The following is a 17,308-nucleotide window of genomic DNA, read 5'->3' on the forward strand; positions in this document are numbered from 1 at the left end:
ATGGTTCAATGCCTGTTGTGGCTAGTTGGTTTACACGCACAGCAACAGGGCTGGGATAAGCATTTTCAGGCCAATACCATTGGGCATCGAACGGTACTCTCAACGATTCGCTTGGGATTGGAGGTACTCAGGCGGCCTGATTATCAAATCACGGAGAAAGAATTGCTGGCGGCCTGGGTATTATTCGCCAATCAGTTGCTCAAATATGGCTATGCTATGGCTGATTTATGAGGGGATCCTTCAGTGCACAGTATTGCTTTTATAATTACTTTAAAGATTCGGGATTTGCGTCAAGTGTTACTAAGTTTGTATCTGCCCATGCACATCAAGTTATGACTCAAATGGTTGCAGATTCAGATTTTTGTTATAAGTTTAAGAGTGTAATTGGAACGTTGTATCGTCTTAAAGTTGAGGGTAATTTTTTTGATAGTGATTATTGGCATGAGCTATTAGATTGCTTTATGAATGATAGTAAAGCCGTAAACAATGGATTTACAGTTGTTAAAGTTAGTTCAATACATGCTAGAGATTCTAGGAATTTTGTAATTTGTGTTGATAAAAATTCGGAAACATATTTAGTTCATAAAAAAACGCTAACTTCTGGAGCATCAAGATGTTGGGAACAAATTGATACCGGATTTCCATTGTGTATAAAACATCGACCAGATTTGAATGATTCGAGTAAAAAAATTGTTTACCAAACAACATTGTTTTATATTTAGTTTTTACGTAATTAGTTGATAAAAATGGACTCTCATCGTCAATTGCACTGTAGTCGATTTCCAGCTATGTTTTGGTCTTGCTTTAAATAAGCCGAGAGATATATAACTCTTAGAATGCTAAAACTTTACCCTAGTGCCACAGAAGTTCACCGATCCCCTGCGAAGTTGCTGAAGGGCGTTGAAGAAAATAGCGTGACGCAGACAGGACGTCTGCGTAGCTTTCGGGGGGAAGGGACGCCCCATCGGAAGCGTTAGCGATTTTCGAATAAGCACGAAGCCAGTAACTAATGCATGTAACTTCGCTAGGGGCGTCTTGGAGAATCCAAGGAGGATAGGACGAGCAGTCCTCCTTGGTCGGGTGTGGGGTGAAGCCCCACGACTTTAACGCTTAATTCAAACGAAGTTTGAAAGTTTAAGCCCTGCGGGTGATTGCAGATCCCAATCACTCGGGATCATAATCTAGCACTGGCGCCAGCCATTTCTCCGTCTCAGCTACAGTCATCCCTTTGCGCTTCGCATAATCTTCCACTTGATCGCGGCCTATGTTACTCACGCCAAAGTAGCGGGATTTCGGGTGGGCGAAATACCAGCCCGATACTGCCGCTGTGGGGAACATGGCGTAGCTTTCGGTGATGTTCAAGTCGATGGTTTCATCGGGCTTGAGCAAGTCCCATAACAAACCTTTTTCTGTGTGGTCTGGGCAAGCTGGGTAGCCCGGTGCGGGGCGTATACCTTTGTATTTCTCGCGGATTAAGGCTTCGTTGCTTAACTGCTCATCGGCCGCATAACCCCAAAACTCTTTACGTACCCGTTCGTGCATCCGCTCGGCAAAGGCTTCGGCCAAACGGTCGGCTAAGCATTTGAGCATGATGGCGTTGTAGTCGTCGTGGTTGGCTTCAAAACGTGCCACATGTTCGTCTATGCCATGGCCTGTGGTCACCGCAAAGCCGCCCATGTAATCGGCGACGCCTGAGTCTTTTGGCGCAACAAAGTCGGATAGGCAGAAGTTGTCATTGCCGACACGCTCAAGCTGCATCCGCAGGTGATGTGTGGTCATTTCGACTGTGGTGCGCGACTCATCTGTGTAGAGTTCAATGTCGTCGTAATTGACGGTATTGGCAGGGAATAAGCCGATAACGGCTTTCGCCGTGAGCCACTTTTCTTCGATGATTTGTTTGAGCATGGCCTGACCATCGGCGAACAGCTTTTGCGCCTCGACGCCGACCACTTTATCGGTGAGGATTTCAGGGTAATGGCCATGCAGTTCCCACGAGCGGAAAAACGGTGTCCAGTCGATACGCTCGACTAAATCTTCTAACGGATAATTATCAAACACTTGGCGACCGAGCACGTTTGGCGTGAACGGGGTGTAATTGGCCCAATCGTGTTGGCAGCGGTTTTCACGGGCCGCTTCGAGTGAGACTATCTCTTTGCGCTTGGCTTGGGATAGGCGCTTAGTGCGCATGTCGTCGTATTCGGCATAGGTTTCGTCTATGGTCGCTTGGCGAGTCTCGTTGTTGATGAGCTTACTCACCATAGGCACGGCGCGGGACGCATCGGCGATATAAATGGCGCCATGAGGATAATGGGGCGCAATCTTCACCGCAGTGTGGATTTTCGAGCAAGTGGCGCCGCCGATAATCGCCGGAATGGTTAAGCCTTCACGGTGGAAGGTTTTCACGTTATGCACCATCTCGTCCAGACTCGGCGTGATGAGGCCCGACATGCCGATGATATCGATATTGTGTTCTTTCACGGCGTCGAGAATTCGCTCTACCGACACCATCACACCTAAATCGAATACCTCAAAACCGTTACAGGCGAGCACCACGCCGACGATATTCTTGCCGATATCGTGCACGTCACCTTTTACTGTCACCATCAAAATCTTGCCATTCGATTGGCCTTCGACCTTTTCTAGCTCGATATAAGGGTTTAAGTAAGCCACGGCTTTTTTCATCACCCGCGCCGATTTCACCACCTGCGGCAGGAACATCTTGCCCGAGCCGAACAAGTCGCCGACCACGTTCATGCCGTCCATCAAGGCGCCTTCAATCACATCCAGTGGACGTTTCGCTTCTTGGCGGGCGGCTTCGGTATCTTCATCGATAAATTCGGTAATGCCTTTGACGAGCGCATGGGATAAGCGTTGGCTTACTGGCCAGCTGCGCCATTCTAAATCTTCTTTCTTGCCCACCTGCGCGCCATCACCGCGGAATTTCTCTGCGATTTCAAGTAACTGCTCAGTATTGCTCGAGCCTTCCACTGGGCAGGGCAAGTTAAGCACCACGTTTTCGACCCGCACTTTAAGCTCAGGATCGATATCGTCGTAAATGGCTAACTGACCCGCGTTGACAATGCCCATGTCCATGCCGACTTTGATGGCGTGGTAGAGGAATACCGCGTGAATTGCTTCGCGCACTGGGTTGTTACCGCGGAACGAGAACGACACGTTCGATACGCCGCCCGAAATCATCGCGTGGGGCAGGGTGGCTTTAATCGCTTTAATGGCATCAATAAAATCGACTGCATAGTTGTCGTGTTCATCGATACCAGTGGAGATGGCGAAAATATTCGGGTCGAAGATGATGTCTTCTGGCGGAAAGCCGACTTTATCGACCAACACGCGGTAGGCGCGGGTACAGATTTCGATTTTACGCGCCTTAGTGTCGGCCTGACCTTGCTCGTCGAATGCCATGATAATGGCCGCCGCGCCGTAGCGTTTCACTAAGGTGGCTTGATCAATAAACTTGGCTTCGCCTTCTTTGAGGGAAATCGAGTTAACTATGCCCTTGCCTTGAATACATTTGAGGCCAGCTTCGATCACTTCCCACTTAGAGGAGTCGATCATAATAGGTACGCGGCTGATGTCGGGCTCAGAGGCAATCAAGTTTAAAAACTTGTGCATGATCTCGGCGCCATCGAGCATGCCTTCGTCCATGTTGATGTCGATGATTTGCGCGCCGCTTTCGACCTGCTCGCGGGCGACATCGAGCGCTTGCTCAAACTTGCCTTCTTTGATCAACTTTAAAAACTTGGCCGAACCTGTGACGTTGGTGCGCTCACCCACGTTAACGAACAGGGATTGGGCGTCGATAGTCAGTGGTTCCAAACCGGCCAAGCGGCAAGCGACCGGAATGTCTGGCAAAATACGTGGATCGTGACGGCTCACCGCTTCGCGGATCACGCGGATATGTTCAGGCGTACTACCACAACAACCCCCGATAATATTAAGCATGCCTTCGCGCGCCCAATCTTCGATCACGTTCGCCATGTCCTCTGGGGTTTCATCGTAACCGCCAAACTCGTTCGGCAGGCCTGCATTCGGATGCGCCGACACATAACACTCACTGATGCGGGATAATTCTTCCACATAGGGGCGTAATTCTTTTGGCCCAAGTGCACAGTTAAGACCGATAGATAAGGGCTTGATATGGCGAAGGGAATTGTAAAAGGCTTCGGTCGTTTGGCCAGTCAGTGTGCGGCCAGAGGCATCGGTAATGGTGCCCGAAATCATGATCGGCAATCTGTCTTTAGAATGCTGACCAAATAAGTCATCAAATACCGATTCAATCGCAAACAGTGCGGCTTTGGCATTTAAGGTATCAAATATGGTCTCGACCATAATGATATCCGCGCCGCCCTCAATCAGCGCCTTAGTGGATTCTTTGTAAGCAGTCACTAACTCATCGAAGCTGACGTTGCGATAGCCTGGGTCGTTCACATCAGGGCTAATCGAACACGTACGGTTAGTGGGGCCTAACACACCGGCGACGTAGCGTGGAATGCCTGTGGCAGCAAAGGCTTCATCACAAGCTTCACGGGCGAGGCGCGCGCCGACTAAGTTAATTTCGGCGGACAGCGACTGCATGTCGTAGTCGGCCATGGCGATGGTGGTGGCGTTAAAGGTGTTGGTTTCAATGATGTCGGCACCGGCGTTTAAGTAGTCGGTGTGAATTTGTTTGATGATGTGAGGTTGTGACAAGACCAAGAGGTCGTTGTTACCTTTGACATCCGTATGCCAATCTTTAAAGCGTTCGCCGCGATAGTCCTCTTCTTCCAGCTTGTAGCCTTGGATCATAGTGCCCATGGCACCGTCTAAGATCAGAATGCGCTCTGCAAGCTGTTTGCGAATGTCTGCTAATATTTGGCTGGCTTTGGTTGAGGGTATCGTCATAAATAATTACCTTAAATACAGCTAAGTTAAGTCCAAAAATCGGCCATTGTTATGCTAAGTGCATTTTATTGTCGTCTGCCGACATTTTTTGAATACTTGTTCTTAAAAATTTGCTTTGGACATTTAAACGTATAGACGTCCATAATACGCGACTTATGATTGTCAGGGCAAGATGAAAGTCAAAGGCATTAGGAGCGAGAATCGAGAATCAAGAATTTAGGCACTTGGCTTGAGTTCCTAGCATCTAGTCCCTAACTAAAAAGGCATATATGAAACAAGTTCGGTTGTTATTGTTACGCCACGGTGAGTGTGAAGGCGGCGCTATTTTGCGGGGTCGTGTGGATGTGCCTTTGAGTAAAAAGGGTTGGCAACAAATGTCGGCAGCAGTTGAGTCACAGGCCAGCGTGTGTAGCGCGATTTATAGCTCGATTTCACGCCGCTGCGCCGATTTTGCCCACGCTTTTGCCGCCGAGTTGCATTCGACGGCGGCACTGATATCTGAGTCAAGGCCATTGCAGGCGCAGTGTTTGTCGGGTTTACAGGAAATTGATTTTGGTGATTGGGACGGTTGTCGGCTCGATGAACTGTATCAACAAGAGGGCGAACGCTTAGCTGCGTATTGGCAAAACCCTTGGCAAACTCCGCTGCCTAATGGTGAAACTATGGCAAGTTTTGAGTCGCGGGTGAATGGGACGATTGACCAGATACTCGCCGCCGAGTTTGAACGATTGACCCTTGACTCACATAAAATGGGTAATGAAAACAGTGCCGTTAATGAAACCGCTGACAATATGCCAGCCACTCAAGTGTGGGTCGTGACCCACGGCGGGGTGATCCGTCACTTAATGGCGCGTGCCCTAGGGGTTGAACGGGCGGTGGGGTTTTATAGTCAACTCGATTTACCCGTGGCGGCCGTGGTGAGCATTAATGTGCTGCAAGATGAACAGGGTGTCTGCTATTGGCGTTTAGATTGGCCTAGTGGGCGCAGGTGTTGAGGCCTTATTTCACTATCTCGGCGCTATCATGTAGGCGTGATCGTTTGGCGAGAATAAGCTGACATGAAAATATTCTGATTTAAACAGCATTGCCTAATGGTATAGATGTAGGATAATGCTTTTCCCTGACGTTTGAACCAGATAGCGTATTACATGCGCAATGAGTGATAACGTCGCAGAAATAGGTGTTGGGAATAGACTCTCTTTGTTCGAATCGCTCCGTTGTTTTAATTCACAGTGGCGTTGTTAACAAAGAGCATATCAACCCAAACATAATAGGGAATCGGGGAACTGCTCGTCAGTCAGCCCGAACTGTGCCCGCAACTGTGAGTAGTGAAAAAGATCTCGAATCTTCTTCCCTACGAGTCAGGAGACCTGCCTATTTCTGTTATCGCTGCGTGCAGCCTTAGTTCTCGAGCGGGTGACTCGAGGGAGCAGATGACAATATGCACAACCTTTTTTATACAGGTTTGGACTCGATAGGAGCGCCGCTTAGGTGAAACTTTCCGCAATCCAAACTAATAGCCCCGTGAATGACACTAACCCATCATTGAGCCCGTCAGTCGCGCTCAATGTGAGTCATTTGAGCTGGTGTATCGATGGCAAAACCATACTTTCCGATATTAACTTTACGCTGCCAATGGGGCAGATGCTGGGGTTGATTGGCCCTAACGGTGCGGGCAAGTCCAGTTTGCTGCGCTGTTTGTATCGGTTTGTTCGCCCGACTCAGGGCAAAATTACCCTTTTTGATCAAGATATTGAGCGCTTGTCGCCCAAGGCGTTTGCCTGTCGCGTCGCCGTAGTGCAGCAGGATACACCGCACTATTTTGACCTCACCACAGAGCAATTGGTCAGCATGGGCTTAACGCCCCACAAGGGCATGTTTGATACCAATTCGAGCTGTGATACTGAGCGTATTGCTAAGGCTTTAGAGAAAGTTGGCTTGAGCCATAAGATGCACCAACAATATGAGCACTTATCCGGCGGTGAAAAGCAACGCGCCTTGATTGCCCGCGCCATAGTGCAGCAGCCGCAACTTTTAATCCTCGATGAGCCAACGAACCACCTCGATGTGCGCTATCAAATTCAAATCCTCGAATTGGTGCGTAGTCTTGGGATTAGCGTGATTGCCTCAATTCATGATCTTAATTTAGCCAGTGCCCTGTGCGATAGTTTGTTGTTGATCCATAACGGGGAAGTCAGCGCTATGGGGACGCCAACCGAAGTATTAACCGAGGCGCGAATTGGCGATGTGTTTGGCGTGTGTGCTCAGGTATCGCCCCATCCACAACATAAAAAGCCCTTAATCAGCTATTTTTATGGTTACCACCATGTAGATCATGGCCTGAACGAGCGAGGCGAGGGTGGATGACTCAGGGGAGTAAACAATATTTCATCTCATATTTGGGGCGTATCGTGACACCGTTGACGAGACAACAACTGATGCTGCTCGTATTAGGTATCATCACTTTGATAACGCCTATTGCCGCGACGAGTTTTGGTGCGGCGAACATCAGTTTTACTGATGTTATTCAAGTGTTTATCAATAAGGCGACGAACCTCACTCAAGCCAATGGCATGACTGAGCGCATTGTGATGGAGCTCAGGCTACCGCGCATTTTACTGGCTTTTGTGGCGGGTGCGGGTTTGTCACTGGCGGGCAGTGTGTTGCAAACCGTGACTCGCAATCCGCTCGCCGATCCCTATTTGTTTGGCATTAGCTCTGGCGCGTCCTTTGGTGCTGTGGTGATGTTGACCTTATTCACTGGCTCTGGATTTTTTGATAATGCGGGCATGGCGGCACATTCTGGGCTTTTTAGCGGTTCGGGCGCCTTGTCTGGTTTGCTTTGGTTTAGCTTGCCCTTGGGCGCTTTTATTGGCGCCAGTTTGTCGGTACTGATAGTGCTTGCTTTGTCTGGGCTTGGGCTCAATAGCCAAGTGGAGCGCATGTTGCTCTCTGGTGTGGCGACCTCCTTTATGTTCGGCGCATTAACGAGTCTGCTGCTGTATTTCGCCAGTCCGCAGGCGACAGCCTCTGTGCTGTTTTGGAGTTTAGGCAGTTTCGCTAAGGCCAGTTGGTCCTTGTTAGTACTGCCGACACTGGTGATTGGTGCGAGTTTATTCATTATTTTAGGCATGAAACGGCAGATCATGGCGTTGCAGGCGGGGGATGAAACGGCGCATACCTTAGGGGTGAATGTGCCTAAGCTGCGGCTCAATATGTTGCTGCTCTGCTCCTTGATTACCGCTATTTTGGTGGCTACATGCGGCGGTATCGGTTTTGTCGGGTTAATGATCCCCCACACAGTACGCATGCTGTTTCCCGGTCGTCAGCCGATTTTATTAACGGCGCTGGTGGGCGGATTATTTATGGTGTGGATTGATGTATTAGCGCGCTGTTTATTGGGTAATCAAGAGTTGCCCGTGGGCATTATCACGGCCGCCATAGGTAGCATGTTCTTTTTGCTGATTTTACGTAAGCGTAGAGTCATGCCGTAAATACAAGGTCATGCCGTAGTCACCTAGTCAGGACGTAAACCCAGAGTTAAGTCGTCATCTTTGAGTCATGCCGTAAGTGCAGACTGACGGGATAATCAGTATTTCTGTTGATATCCCACCCGCGATTGGAAATGCACAATTGGACATGTTCGTCATAGACGCGGGATGCGTTGTGGTTATTTAATGTAGATTACAAAGTGGAGTGTGGATGTCTCAGTCAGCCGTGTCTTTTCAAATAAGCCTTGTGAGTAAAGCGCAGGATCTGGTGATTCTGCAGAAAATTGATCTTAAGACTAAGCCGCCCGGCGCCTTAGGTCAGCTCGAATCCTTAGCCTTGCAGATTGCCCGCGTGCAAACGACTGATTTGCAAAAAACGGAGCAGCCACAAACGGATGTGCTCAAAATAGTCCATCCAACTATGTTAGTGTTTGCGGGGGATCATGGCATTGCCGCAGAAGGCGTGTCGATTGCCCCTAGCGAAGTGACTCACCAAATGGTGCAAAACTTTGCCCATGGCGGCGCGGCGATTAACGTTTTTTGTCGGCAGGTGGGCTTTAAGCTCGAAGTGATCGATTGCGGTATGTTAACGCCAGTTGAAGGAGTTGAAGGTATTATCGATCAACGTCTTGGCGCTGGAACGGGGGCAATCCATTTAGAACCCGCGATGACGTTGGAAACCGTCGATAAAGGCTTTGCTATGGCGCGCGATTTGATTGAGCGTCACCATCAAGCGGGTTGTAACTTAGTCGCCTTTGGTGAAATGGGCATAGGCAATACCTCCTCTGCTGCGGCCATTATGGCGGCGATTATGCAGCTGGATGTGATTGATTGCGTTGGCCGTGGTACTGGCATTAATAGCGAAACCTTAGAACGTAAACTGATGCTGATTGAGCTCGCGTTATTGCTGCATCAAAGCGCTTTAACTGGGCCTAAGTCAGTGTTAGCTTGCCTAGGAGGCTTTGAAATTGTGCAGATGACGGGGGCTATGTTAGCCGCCGCCGAACGTAAAATGCTGGTGGTCGTGGACGGTTTTATCGCGACAGCGGCGGCATTAGTCGCAGTGCAAATCGCCCCCAATGTGCGTGATTATTTGATTTTTGCCCATCAATCCGATGAGCAAGGTCATCTGCGAATGTTAGAATTTTTGCAGGCTAAACCTTTATTATCCCTAGGGCTGAGATTAGGCGAAGGTACGGGGGCGGCGTTGGCATTGCCGCTTATTCAAGCCTCAGTAAATTTTTACAATCAAATGGCGAGTTTTAGTGATGCGGGGATTGAGGCTGTTGTATGATGTGCTCTGCTAAGTCGCTTATTTTACTTATTTAAAATAATAGCCTTTAGCCAACCGTTTTAATTTTAAACCTTGCAGCAAGTGTGAATTCACTAAGGATGCTTTATGTCAGAACGCGAAAGCTGGCACAAAGAGATAGATTTATTTTTAGTTGCCATGGGCTATTTTACCCGCATTCCTATGCCTAAGTGGGTCGAAGTCGATAGCGATAAGTTGAATAAGGCCAGCCGTTATTTCGGTCTCGTCGGTCTTCTGGTCGGTTTGTTAAGCGCCATAGTGTTTTGGCTGACGCAGAACTGGCTCCCCGCTGGCGTTTCTGTTCTTTTAGCTATGTTGGTTGGCGTCTTGCTCACGGGCGGATTCCACGAGGATGGCCTCGCCGATACCTTCGACGGTTTTGGCGGGGGTTGGACGGCTGAAGACAAGCTGCGGATCATGAAAGACTCGCGCCTTGGCAGTTATGGCGCACTGGCACTGATGTTGGCCCTGCTGCTGAAATGGCAGTTGTTAGTCGAGTTGGCCCTGTACGATCCTGTAGTCGCGGGTTCTGCACTTATCGTCGCGCACACAGTGAGCCGTGTGGTATCAGCCAGTATCATCTTTAGTGAAAAATATGTCCGCGATGACGAGACCAGTAAGTCTAAGCCGCTATCGCAACATCAAGGCATTAATGAGCTGCTTATCCTGATCGCCAGCGGCGTATTAGTGCTGTTATTCCTCAAGGGGTTAGCGGCATTGTCATTGCTATTGGTGATGATAGGACTGCGCCGTTTGATCATAGTGATCTTTAGACGCCAGATTGGCGGTTACACGGGTGATACCTTAGGCGCGGCGCAACAAATATCTGAAATCGTGTGTTATTTTGTATTGCTCGTTGTGGGTAACATACTGTGATCCACCTCGTCCTAGGCGGCGCCCGTAGCGGTAAGAGTCGTTACGGCGAAGCCTTAGTGCGTCAGTACACTGCGCTTGGCTTCGATGCCTGCTATGTGGCGACGGCGCAGGCGCTAGATGATGAAATGGCGACACGTATCGCCAAGCATCAAGCGGGACGATCGGACGATGGTATCGAATGGCAATTGTTTGAAGAGTCGCTCGCCCTCACTGCACTGTTAAAACAGTTAGCAAAACCTGGGCGAGTGATTTTAGTAGACTGTTTAACTCTTTGGTTAACGAATCAATTACTTGCATCGAACGTTAACATCGATGATGAACCCGCGCCGACTGAGTGGAATGCGACTGACTTTGCCGTTTCACCCTCTGCCACTTCAACCTCTGACGATAAAGCTCATGCGAGTTGGCAGGCCGAGAAAACCGCTTTTGTGGATTCCCTCGTCGAGCTTGAGGGAGTGGTGATTTTGATCAGTAACGAAGTCGGTTCTGGCATAGTACCCTTAGGTGAGTTGAGCCGACAATTTGTCGATGAAGCGGGCTGGTTAAATCAAGCCGTGGCGACCTTAGCGGATAATGTCACCTTAGTGGTCGCTGGTTTACCCTTAGCATTGAAACCACTTTAGACTTTGGGCTCAGTCCACGTTTTAAGCTTAAGTTGCATACTTAAGTGATTTTTAGACTGAGCTGTTATGTTAATGACTGCAAACTAGAATAAGCCTTTTAAACCTATGTCCTCTCCAAACACAGACAACACAGCCTGTGCTAATGCACTCGATACCGCTGACACTACTGTAGTTAATACGCCCGCAATTAATACGCCTGCGGTTAATTCACCTCGGCGCGCGGCAGTCTTGATGGTGCAGGGCACTACATCGGATGCGGGCAAGAGCACCTTAGTCGCAGGCATTTGTCGTTTGCTCGCCCGTCAGGGGATTAAGGTTGCGCCCTTTAAGCCGCAAAATATGGCGCTCAATAGCGCTGTTACTGTCGATGGCGGCGAGATTGGCCGCGCACAGGCCTTGCAAGCCGTGGCCTGTTATCTTGAGCCCCATACCGATTTTAATCCCATACTGCTTAAACCAAGCTCGGACACGGGCGCGCAAATTATCGTTCATGGCAAAGCCCTGACAACACTCGAAGCCTCGGCCTTTTTTGGGCCTAAATCTAAGGATTACAAGGCAATGGCGCTTGGCGCTGTGCTGGAATCCTTCGAGCGATTGACGGCCCAGTATCAAACCATAGTGGTGGAAGGCGCGGGCAGTCCGGCGGAGATCAATCTGCGCGAAGGTGATATTGCCAACATGGGATTTGCCGAAGCCGTGGATTGTCCTGTGATTATCATTGCTGATATCGATAAGGGTGGCGTATTTGCCCATTTGGTCGGGACCTTGGCCTTGTTATCAGAATCCGAACAGGCGCGGGTAAAGGGCTTTGTGATCAACCGTTTCCGTGGCGATATTAGCCTGCTGCAATCAGGGCTCGATTGGCTTGAAGCTTATACTCAAAAGCCTGTTTTAGGTGTGTTGCCTTATCTGCATGATTTACATCTCGATGCCGAAGATGCGCTGATAAGCTCGCCGACCAAAGGCGCTAACAGCCGCTTAAAAGTGCGGGTATTAGTGTACCCGAGGATCAGTAATCACACGGATTTTGATCCGCTGCGGCTGCATCCCGATATTGATTTTGATTATGTGTCGTTGCAAACCCAAGCCGCGAGTCACGCGACTCATTTGCCCGCTGCCGATGTATTGATCTTACCCGGTAGTAAGAATGTGCGCGCCGATTTAGCCTTTTTACGCCAGCAAGGCTGGGATAAAGATATCGCCACACACCTGCGTTACGGCGGCAAAGTGCTCGGCATTTGCGGCGGCTATCAAATGTTAGGCCAAAGCATTGCCGATCCCTTAGGCATTGAAGACAGTGCGGGTGATACCGCAGGACTTGGCTACCTGCCGCTGAGCACAGAACTGAAAGCCGAAAAACAGTTACGGCGAGTGAGCGGTGAGCTAACGTTACTTGGGCAAAAGGTTGCTGTTAAGGGCTATGAAATCCACTGCGGTGAATCAAGCTATCTTATCCCTAGGCTTGAACAAACGAATGCGCCCTTGCAGTTAATCCCTGATTCCACATCTATGAGCTTTGCCGATGGCCTGCAAAGTGATGACGGGCAAATCCTTGGCACTTATTTACATGGGCTGTTTGATAGCCCGGATGCGTGTCAGTTGATTTTGCGCTGGGCGGGATTAAACGATGCTAAGGCGATAGATATCAATCAAATACGTGAGCAGCAGCTCGATCGTTTAGCCGATGTGTTAGCTGAGCATTTAGACATGCAAAAATTACAGCCAATTTTAGAAACATAAGTTTTAGAAACATAAGTTTTAGAAACATAAGTTTTAGAAGCAGACATTTTTAGCAGCAGAGTGAAGAGAAGACCATGACAGCACAAAACTACAACGAACAAGCGCAAATCAAGGCCGAACGCCACAAGGCTCGCCAACAAAAAGTGAAAGCCGGTGTGGATGCTAAAATTGCCGCCGCCCAAGAGGAGAAGGGGATTCTGCTGGTGTTAACCGGTAACGGTAAAGGCAAATCGACCTCAGGTTTTGGCACTGTGGCCCGCGCCGTCGGTCACGGTAAAAAAGCCGCGGTCGTGCAATTTATCAAAGGCACTTGGGAGTGCGGTGAGCGTAATTTACTCGAAGGTGCAGGGGTTGAGTTTCATGTAATGGGCACAGGTTTTACCTGGGAAACCCAAGATAAAGAAAAAGATACCGCCGCCGCAGTACTCGCTTGGGAAGCCGCCGAAGCCCTGCTGCAAGATGAGAGCATAGATTGCGTGATGCTCGATGAACTCACCTATATGGTGAGCTATCACTATTTAGATGTGGAACGTGTCCTTAGCGCACTTAAAAATCGTCCACCCATGCAGCATGTGATTATTACGGGCCGTGCTTGTCATCGGGCGATTATCGAGCTGGCTGATACTGTCAGCGAAGTACAACCGTTGAAACACGCATTCGAAGCGGGTATCAAGGCACAGCAAGGTTTTGACTACTAATCGAACCTTGTAAAAGTCGGCGCATAAGTGACGCAGCATTGTTGGTTGCAATGTTAAGTAAGACGCGCGAATGGCTTTAGCACAGGCATAAAATGCGCTAAGTTTGAGGACGAGTAACTGCCTATTAGTGACTAGCGACAATTTGTTGTTAGCGACTATAGGTTAGCCACTAACCGTTGAGCGTTCAAAGTGTTCTCAAGGATGATCCTATGAATAAACGTATTGTGATTTGTGCCGATGGGACTTGGAATCGACCCGAGAAAGATCTTAAGGTCGATTTCCCCACCAATGTGCTGCGCCTCGCGCGGGCGATTAGCCCGATAGCGGCTGATGGCAAACCCCAGCAGGTATTTTATGATTGGGGCGTGGGTTCCTATTACGATCAAGCCATTGGCGGTGCGACAGGACGCGGTTTACATAAAAACATCATGGATGGGTATCGCTATATAGTGCAAAACTATTCCCCCGGCGATGAGATTTACCTCTTTGGTTTTAGCCGTGGTGCTTACACTGTGCGTTGTTTGTGTGGCTTGATTAATAACTGCGGCATACTTAAACGCCCCGATGCGGCGTTGATTCAACAAGCTTTCGACCACTATAAAAAAAGCAGTGCGCCCTTTGCGCCTGATGGTGAAAAATCCCTCGAATTTAGAGCGAGATACAGTCATGAATCTCGGGAAATCAAGTTTGTTGGCGTGTGGGATACCGTGGGCGCTATGGGGATCCCTATCTCGTTTTTAGGTTTGTTCGAAGATAAAGACGAGTTTTACGACACTAAAATTGGCCGCAATGTGCGCGTTGCCCGCCATGCCTTAGCCATAGATGAACATCGCAGTGATTTTGAGCCGACCATTTGGCAACTGCGTGACAATATGGACATGCAGCAAGTGTGGTTTGCGGGCGCCCATAGCAATATTGGCGGCAGTTATAAACCCGATAAAGACGGTTCATTGTTGTCGGATATTGCACTGTTGTGGATGATATCCGAGGCGCAGAAATTTAATTTAAGCCTAGAGCCACACTTAGCCGCGAGTGTGCATCCAAATCCGCTCGCGACCTTACATGACTCGAGACGCAGTTTTTATCGGATAAAACAGGAATATTTGCGACCACTCGACCCTGAGCAAGTCCCAGTACTTTTGCATCATTCGGTGAAGGCCCGCTGGGATCAAGATCCTCAGTATCGCCCCAAGAATCTACAAACTTATATCGAACACTATGGCTGGCCAGAGCAGCTAGTTTAACTCTATAACCCCAAGTGACCTGAAGCTACTACGCCTGCATCTTCAGGCGGTTTGGGGATAAATACTAAGGCATATCATGATTAAGCGACACTTAGCTGGACTCGTTTTTGGGCTCAGTCTGTTTCTTCCCCATAGCGTATTGGCCGAGCCCGCTAAACGCATTATTGCGCTCTCGCCCCACGCGGTAGAAATGCTCTACGCCATAGGCGCGGGCGATACGATTGTGGCCGCAACCGATTATGCGGATTATCCCGAGGCGGCAAAAAATATCCCGCGTATTGGCGGTTACTACGGCATTCAAATGGAGCGGGTGATGGAGCTTAATCCCGATCTGATTGTGGTGTGGGATTCGGGTAATAAAGCCGAAGATATCAACCAGCTTAGGACGTTAGGATTTAACCTTTATGGTAGCGATCCTAAAACCTTAGAAGGCGTCGCCAAGGAGCTTGAAGAGTTAGGCCAACTTACGGGGCATGTTGAAGAAGCAAGCAAGGCTGCGGCCGCTTATCGCGCTGAGCTTATCCGATTGCGGGTTGAAAATGCTAAAAAATCAGAACCTAAGGTATTTTATCAACTCTGGTCGACCCCCTTGATGACAGTCTCTAAAAACAGTTGGATCCAACAGATCATCAGTGTGTGCCATGGACAAAATGTGTTTTACGATGCTGCCAGTGATTATCCGCAAGTCAGTTTAGAAAACGTCTTGCTGACCTTGCCCGAGGTGATTTTGCAGAGTGAAGAAGAAGGTAATGTGAAAGGGGTTGATTGGCGCCAATGGCCAGAAATTCCTGCCGTGAAGAAACAGCATATTTATCAACTCAATGCCGATTTATTACACCGCGCGACGCCCAGAGCTTTACTTGGCGTTCAAGCCTTATGTGATGCCTTGGATAAAGCACGTTAAATAAAACGCCTGACAGATTATTCCGTCAGGCGTTTAGTCAGATGTTGCTATTTTCTAAGCGTTTAGAAAGGCGCGTTGATGTCGACCACATTAATCAGCTTGTGGTTTACAAACTCTTTCAATCCTAAATCAATCAACTCGCGGCCATAACCTGAGCGGCGCACGCCACCAAAGGGCAAGTCGGCCTTGACCATAGTTGGATGATTGACAAACATCATGCCTGTGGAAACCTGCTTAGCGACCGCCAGCCCGCGTTGGGTGTCGGCGGTAAACACTGAGCCACCCAGTCCAAAGGGTGAGTCATTGGCGATGGCAATCGCTGCTTGCTCATCCTTCACCCTGTGGATACTGGACACAGGGCCGAAGAATTCCCAATAGTAGGCGGGGTTATCTGGCGTCAGGTTTGTCAGTATTGTTGGCTGCACAAAGGCGCCTTGCTGCGGCACTTTAGGACCCACTTCGGTCGCGGTTGCGCCGTGTTTTACGGCATCACGGATCTTCTGCTTCAACTCATCGGCCGCGCCTTGGGAAGACAGCGGCGCTAGCGTAGTGGCCGAGTCCATAGGATCGCCCGCTTTTAGCGCTTCGATCCCCTTGATATAACCCTTCATAAATTCATCGTAAATGGCTTCAACTAAGATCATCCGCTTAGATGATGTACAGACCTGTCCCGCGTTCCAGTGACGGCCAAACACAGCCCAGTCGATAGTTTTAGGCAGATCGGCATCTTCAAGTACGATAAAGGCATCTGCGCCACCCAGTTCTAGGGTGGACTTTTTCAGTGCCTTACCCGCCAGAGCGGCAATGATCGATCCCGCATCTTCTGATCCCGTGAGCGCAACACCATGCACTTTGGGTGAATTGATGATCTGTTCTATCTGCTCTCGGGTGGCATACAGATTTTGGAATGCACCTGAGGGCAGTCCGGCATCGCGCATTAAGCCTTCAAAGGCCGCTGCGCACTGGGGCACGTTGGATGCATGTTTGAGTAGTAAGGTATTTCCGGCGGCAAGCTGCGGCGCTAAGATGCGCGCAATTTGGTAGTAGGGAAAGTTCCAAGGTTCGATGGCCAATAATACGCCCAGCGGCTCATTAACCAGTATCGCTTCACCTTCGGCGGGATCGGCAACCGGCAGTTTTTGCGGTGCCAGCAGTCGCTCGGCATGTTCGGCGTAGTATTCGAAAATTTGCGCCGACAGTTCGACTTCAGCTTCGGCTTCTGCTGTGACTTTGCCCATTTCTAAGGTCAGTAGATTGGCGTATTTGGATTTGTTGTCTCTGAGGATCTTCGCTGCCTTAGACAGTATTGCGGCCTTGTCGGCAAAGGGAGTGGTTCGCCAGCTTAAAAATGCCTGATGGGCGGATTCTATCGCCTGTGTGACTTCGGTATCTGTTGCATTTGGAAATTCTTTAATGAGCTTTCCCGTAAAGGGATTGGTTGTTGCATAAGCCATATGTGCCTCCAAGCGTTTAACAAATAGAGCGTAAATGCCAGCTTTGGCATCGAGGGTGGAAATGTCT

The 17,308-nt window shown here is 49.3% G+C and carries 13 protein-coding genes, 1 pseudogene and 1 riboswitch; of the genes and pseudogenes, 12 read left to right on the forward strand and 2 right to left on the reverse strand.

Annotated elements, in window-relative coordinates:
- Together L5M17_RS18450 and L5M17_RS18455 are read left to right on the forward strand one after the other, a co-directional pair.
- Positions 1-231, forward strand: a pseudogene (locus L5M17_RS18450) (IS4 family transposase); the annotation flags it as partial.
- Between the two features lie 101 nt (positions 232-332).
- A complete protein-coding gene (locus L5M17_RS18455) occupies positions 333-722 on the forward strand; it encodes a hypothetical protein (protein WP_150102343.1) in 390 nt (129 codons plus the stop codon).
- A 442-nt stretch (positions 723-1,164) separates the two neighbouring features.
- On the opposite strand, the gene metH is transcribed toward L5M17_RS18455, so the two are convergent.
- On the reverse strand, positions 1,165-4,899 hold the full coding sequence (metH, locus tag L5M17_RS18460; RefSeq protein WP_263148777.1) for a methionine synthase: 3,735 nt from the start codon (positions 4,897-4,899) through the stop codon (positions 1,165-1,167).
- A gap of 269 nt (positions 4,900-5,168) precedes the next feature.
- On the opposite strand from metH, the gene L5M17_RS18465 reads away from it, so the two are divergent.
- From L5M17_RS18465 to L5M17_RS18510, 10 genes are all read left to right on the forward strand, one after another.
- Entirely contained in the window at positions 5,169-5,894 is a 726-nt protein-coding gene (locus L5M17_RS18465) for a histidine phosphatase family protein (protein WP_263148779.1), read from the forward strand.
- Between the two features lie 221 nt (positions 5,895-6,115).
- Positions 6,116-6,292, forward strand: a riboswitch (cobalamin riboswitch).
- A gap of 98 nt (positions 6,293-6,390) precedes the next feature.
- On the forward strand, positions 6,391-7,266 hold the full coding sequence (locus tag L5M17_RS18470) for an ABC transporter ATP-binding protein (protein ID WP_263148780.1): 876 nt from the start codon (positions 6,391-6,393) through the stop codon (positions 7,264-7,266).
- Positions 7,263-8,393: a FecCD family ABC transporter permease gene (locus L5M17_RS18475; RefSeq protein ID WP_105251612.1), complete on the forward strand. Its 1,131-nt coding sequence runs from the start codon at positions 7,263-7,265 to the stop codon at positions 8,391-8,393. The genes L5M17_RS18470 and L5M17_RS18475 overlap by 4 nt, the downstream gene beginning before the upstream one ends.
- A 208-nt stretch (positions 8,394-8,601) precedes the next feature.
- Positions 8,602-9,684, forward strand: coding sequence for a nicotinate-nucleotide--dimethylbenzimidazole phosphoribosyltransferase (gene cobT / locus L5M17_RS18480; protein ID WP_263148782.1), 1,083 nt, complete (start codon positions 8,602-8,604; stop codon positions 9,682-9,684).
- Positions 9,685-9,789: 105 nt separating this feature from the next.
- Positions 9,790-10,578, forward strand: a complete 789-nt coding sequence (locus tag L5M17_RS18485; protein WP_028759425.1) for an adenosylcobinamide-GDP ribazoletransferase — start codon at positions 9,790-9,792, stop codon at positions 10,576-10,578.
- Positions 10,575-11,201 (forward strand): bifunctional adenosylcobinamide kinase/adenosylcobinamide-phosphate guanylyltransferase, encoded by a 627-nt coding sequence (gene cobU, locus L5M17_RS18490; RefSeq protein ID WP_263148783.1) that lies wholly within the window; start codon positions 10,575-10,577, stop codon positions 11,199-11,201. The genes L5M17_RS18485 and cobU overlap by 4 nt, the downstream gene beginning before the upstream one ends.
- A 105-nt stretch (positions 11,202-11,306) precedes the next feature.
- Positions 11,307-12,941: a cobyric acid synthase gene (locus L5M17_RS18495; protein WP_263148784.1), complete on the forward strand. Its 1,635-nt coding sequence runs from the start codon at positions 11,307-11,309 to the stop codon at positions 12,939-12,941.
- A 74-nt stretch (positions 12,942-13,015) separates the two neighbouring features.
- Positions 13,016-13,639, forward strand: coding sequence for a cob(I)yrinic acid a,c-diamide adenosyltransferase (gene cobO / locus L5M17_RS18500; protein ID WP_263148785.1), 624 nt, complete (start codon positions 13,016-13,018; stop codon positions 13,637-13,639).
- Positions 13,640-13,848: 209 nt separating this feature from the next.
- Positions 13,849-14,883, forward strand: coding sequence for a DUF2235 domain-containing protein (locus L5M17_RS18505; protein ID WP_263148786.1), 1,035 nt, complete (start codon positions 13,849-13,851; stop codon positions 14,881-14,883).
- A 76-nt stretch (positions 14,884-14,959) separates the two neighbouring features.
- Positions 14,960-15,787, forward strand: a complete 828-nt coding sequence (locus L5M17_RS18510) for a cobalamin-binding protein (RefSeq protein WP_113941151.1) — start codon at positions 14,960-14,962, stop codon at positions 15,785-15,787.
- Between the two features lie 62 nt (positions 15,788-15,849).
- Here L5M17_RS18510 and L5M17_RS18515 read toward each other — a convergent pair whose 3' ends face one another.
- A complete protein-coding gene (locus L5M17_RS18515) occupies positions 15,850-17,241 on the reverse strand; it encodes an NAD-dependent succinate-semialdehyde dehydrogenase (RefSeq protein ID WP_011788372.1) in 1,392 nt (463 codons plus the stop codon).
- Positions 17,242-17,308: the final 67 nt, after the last annotated feature.

This window comes from Shewanella sp. SW24, from assembly GCF_025653395.1.
In the GTDB taxonomy this organism is placed as follows: domain Bacteria; phylum Pseudomonadota; class Gammaproteobacteria; order Enterobacterales; family Shewanellaceae; genus Shewanella; species Shewanella oncorhynchi.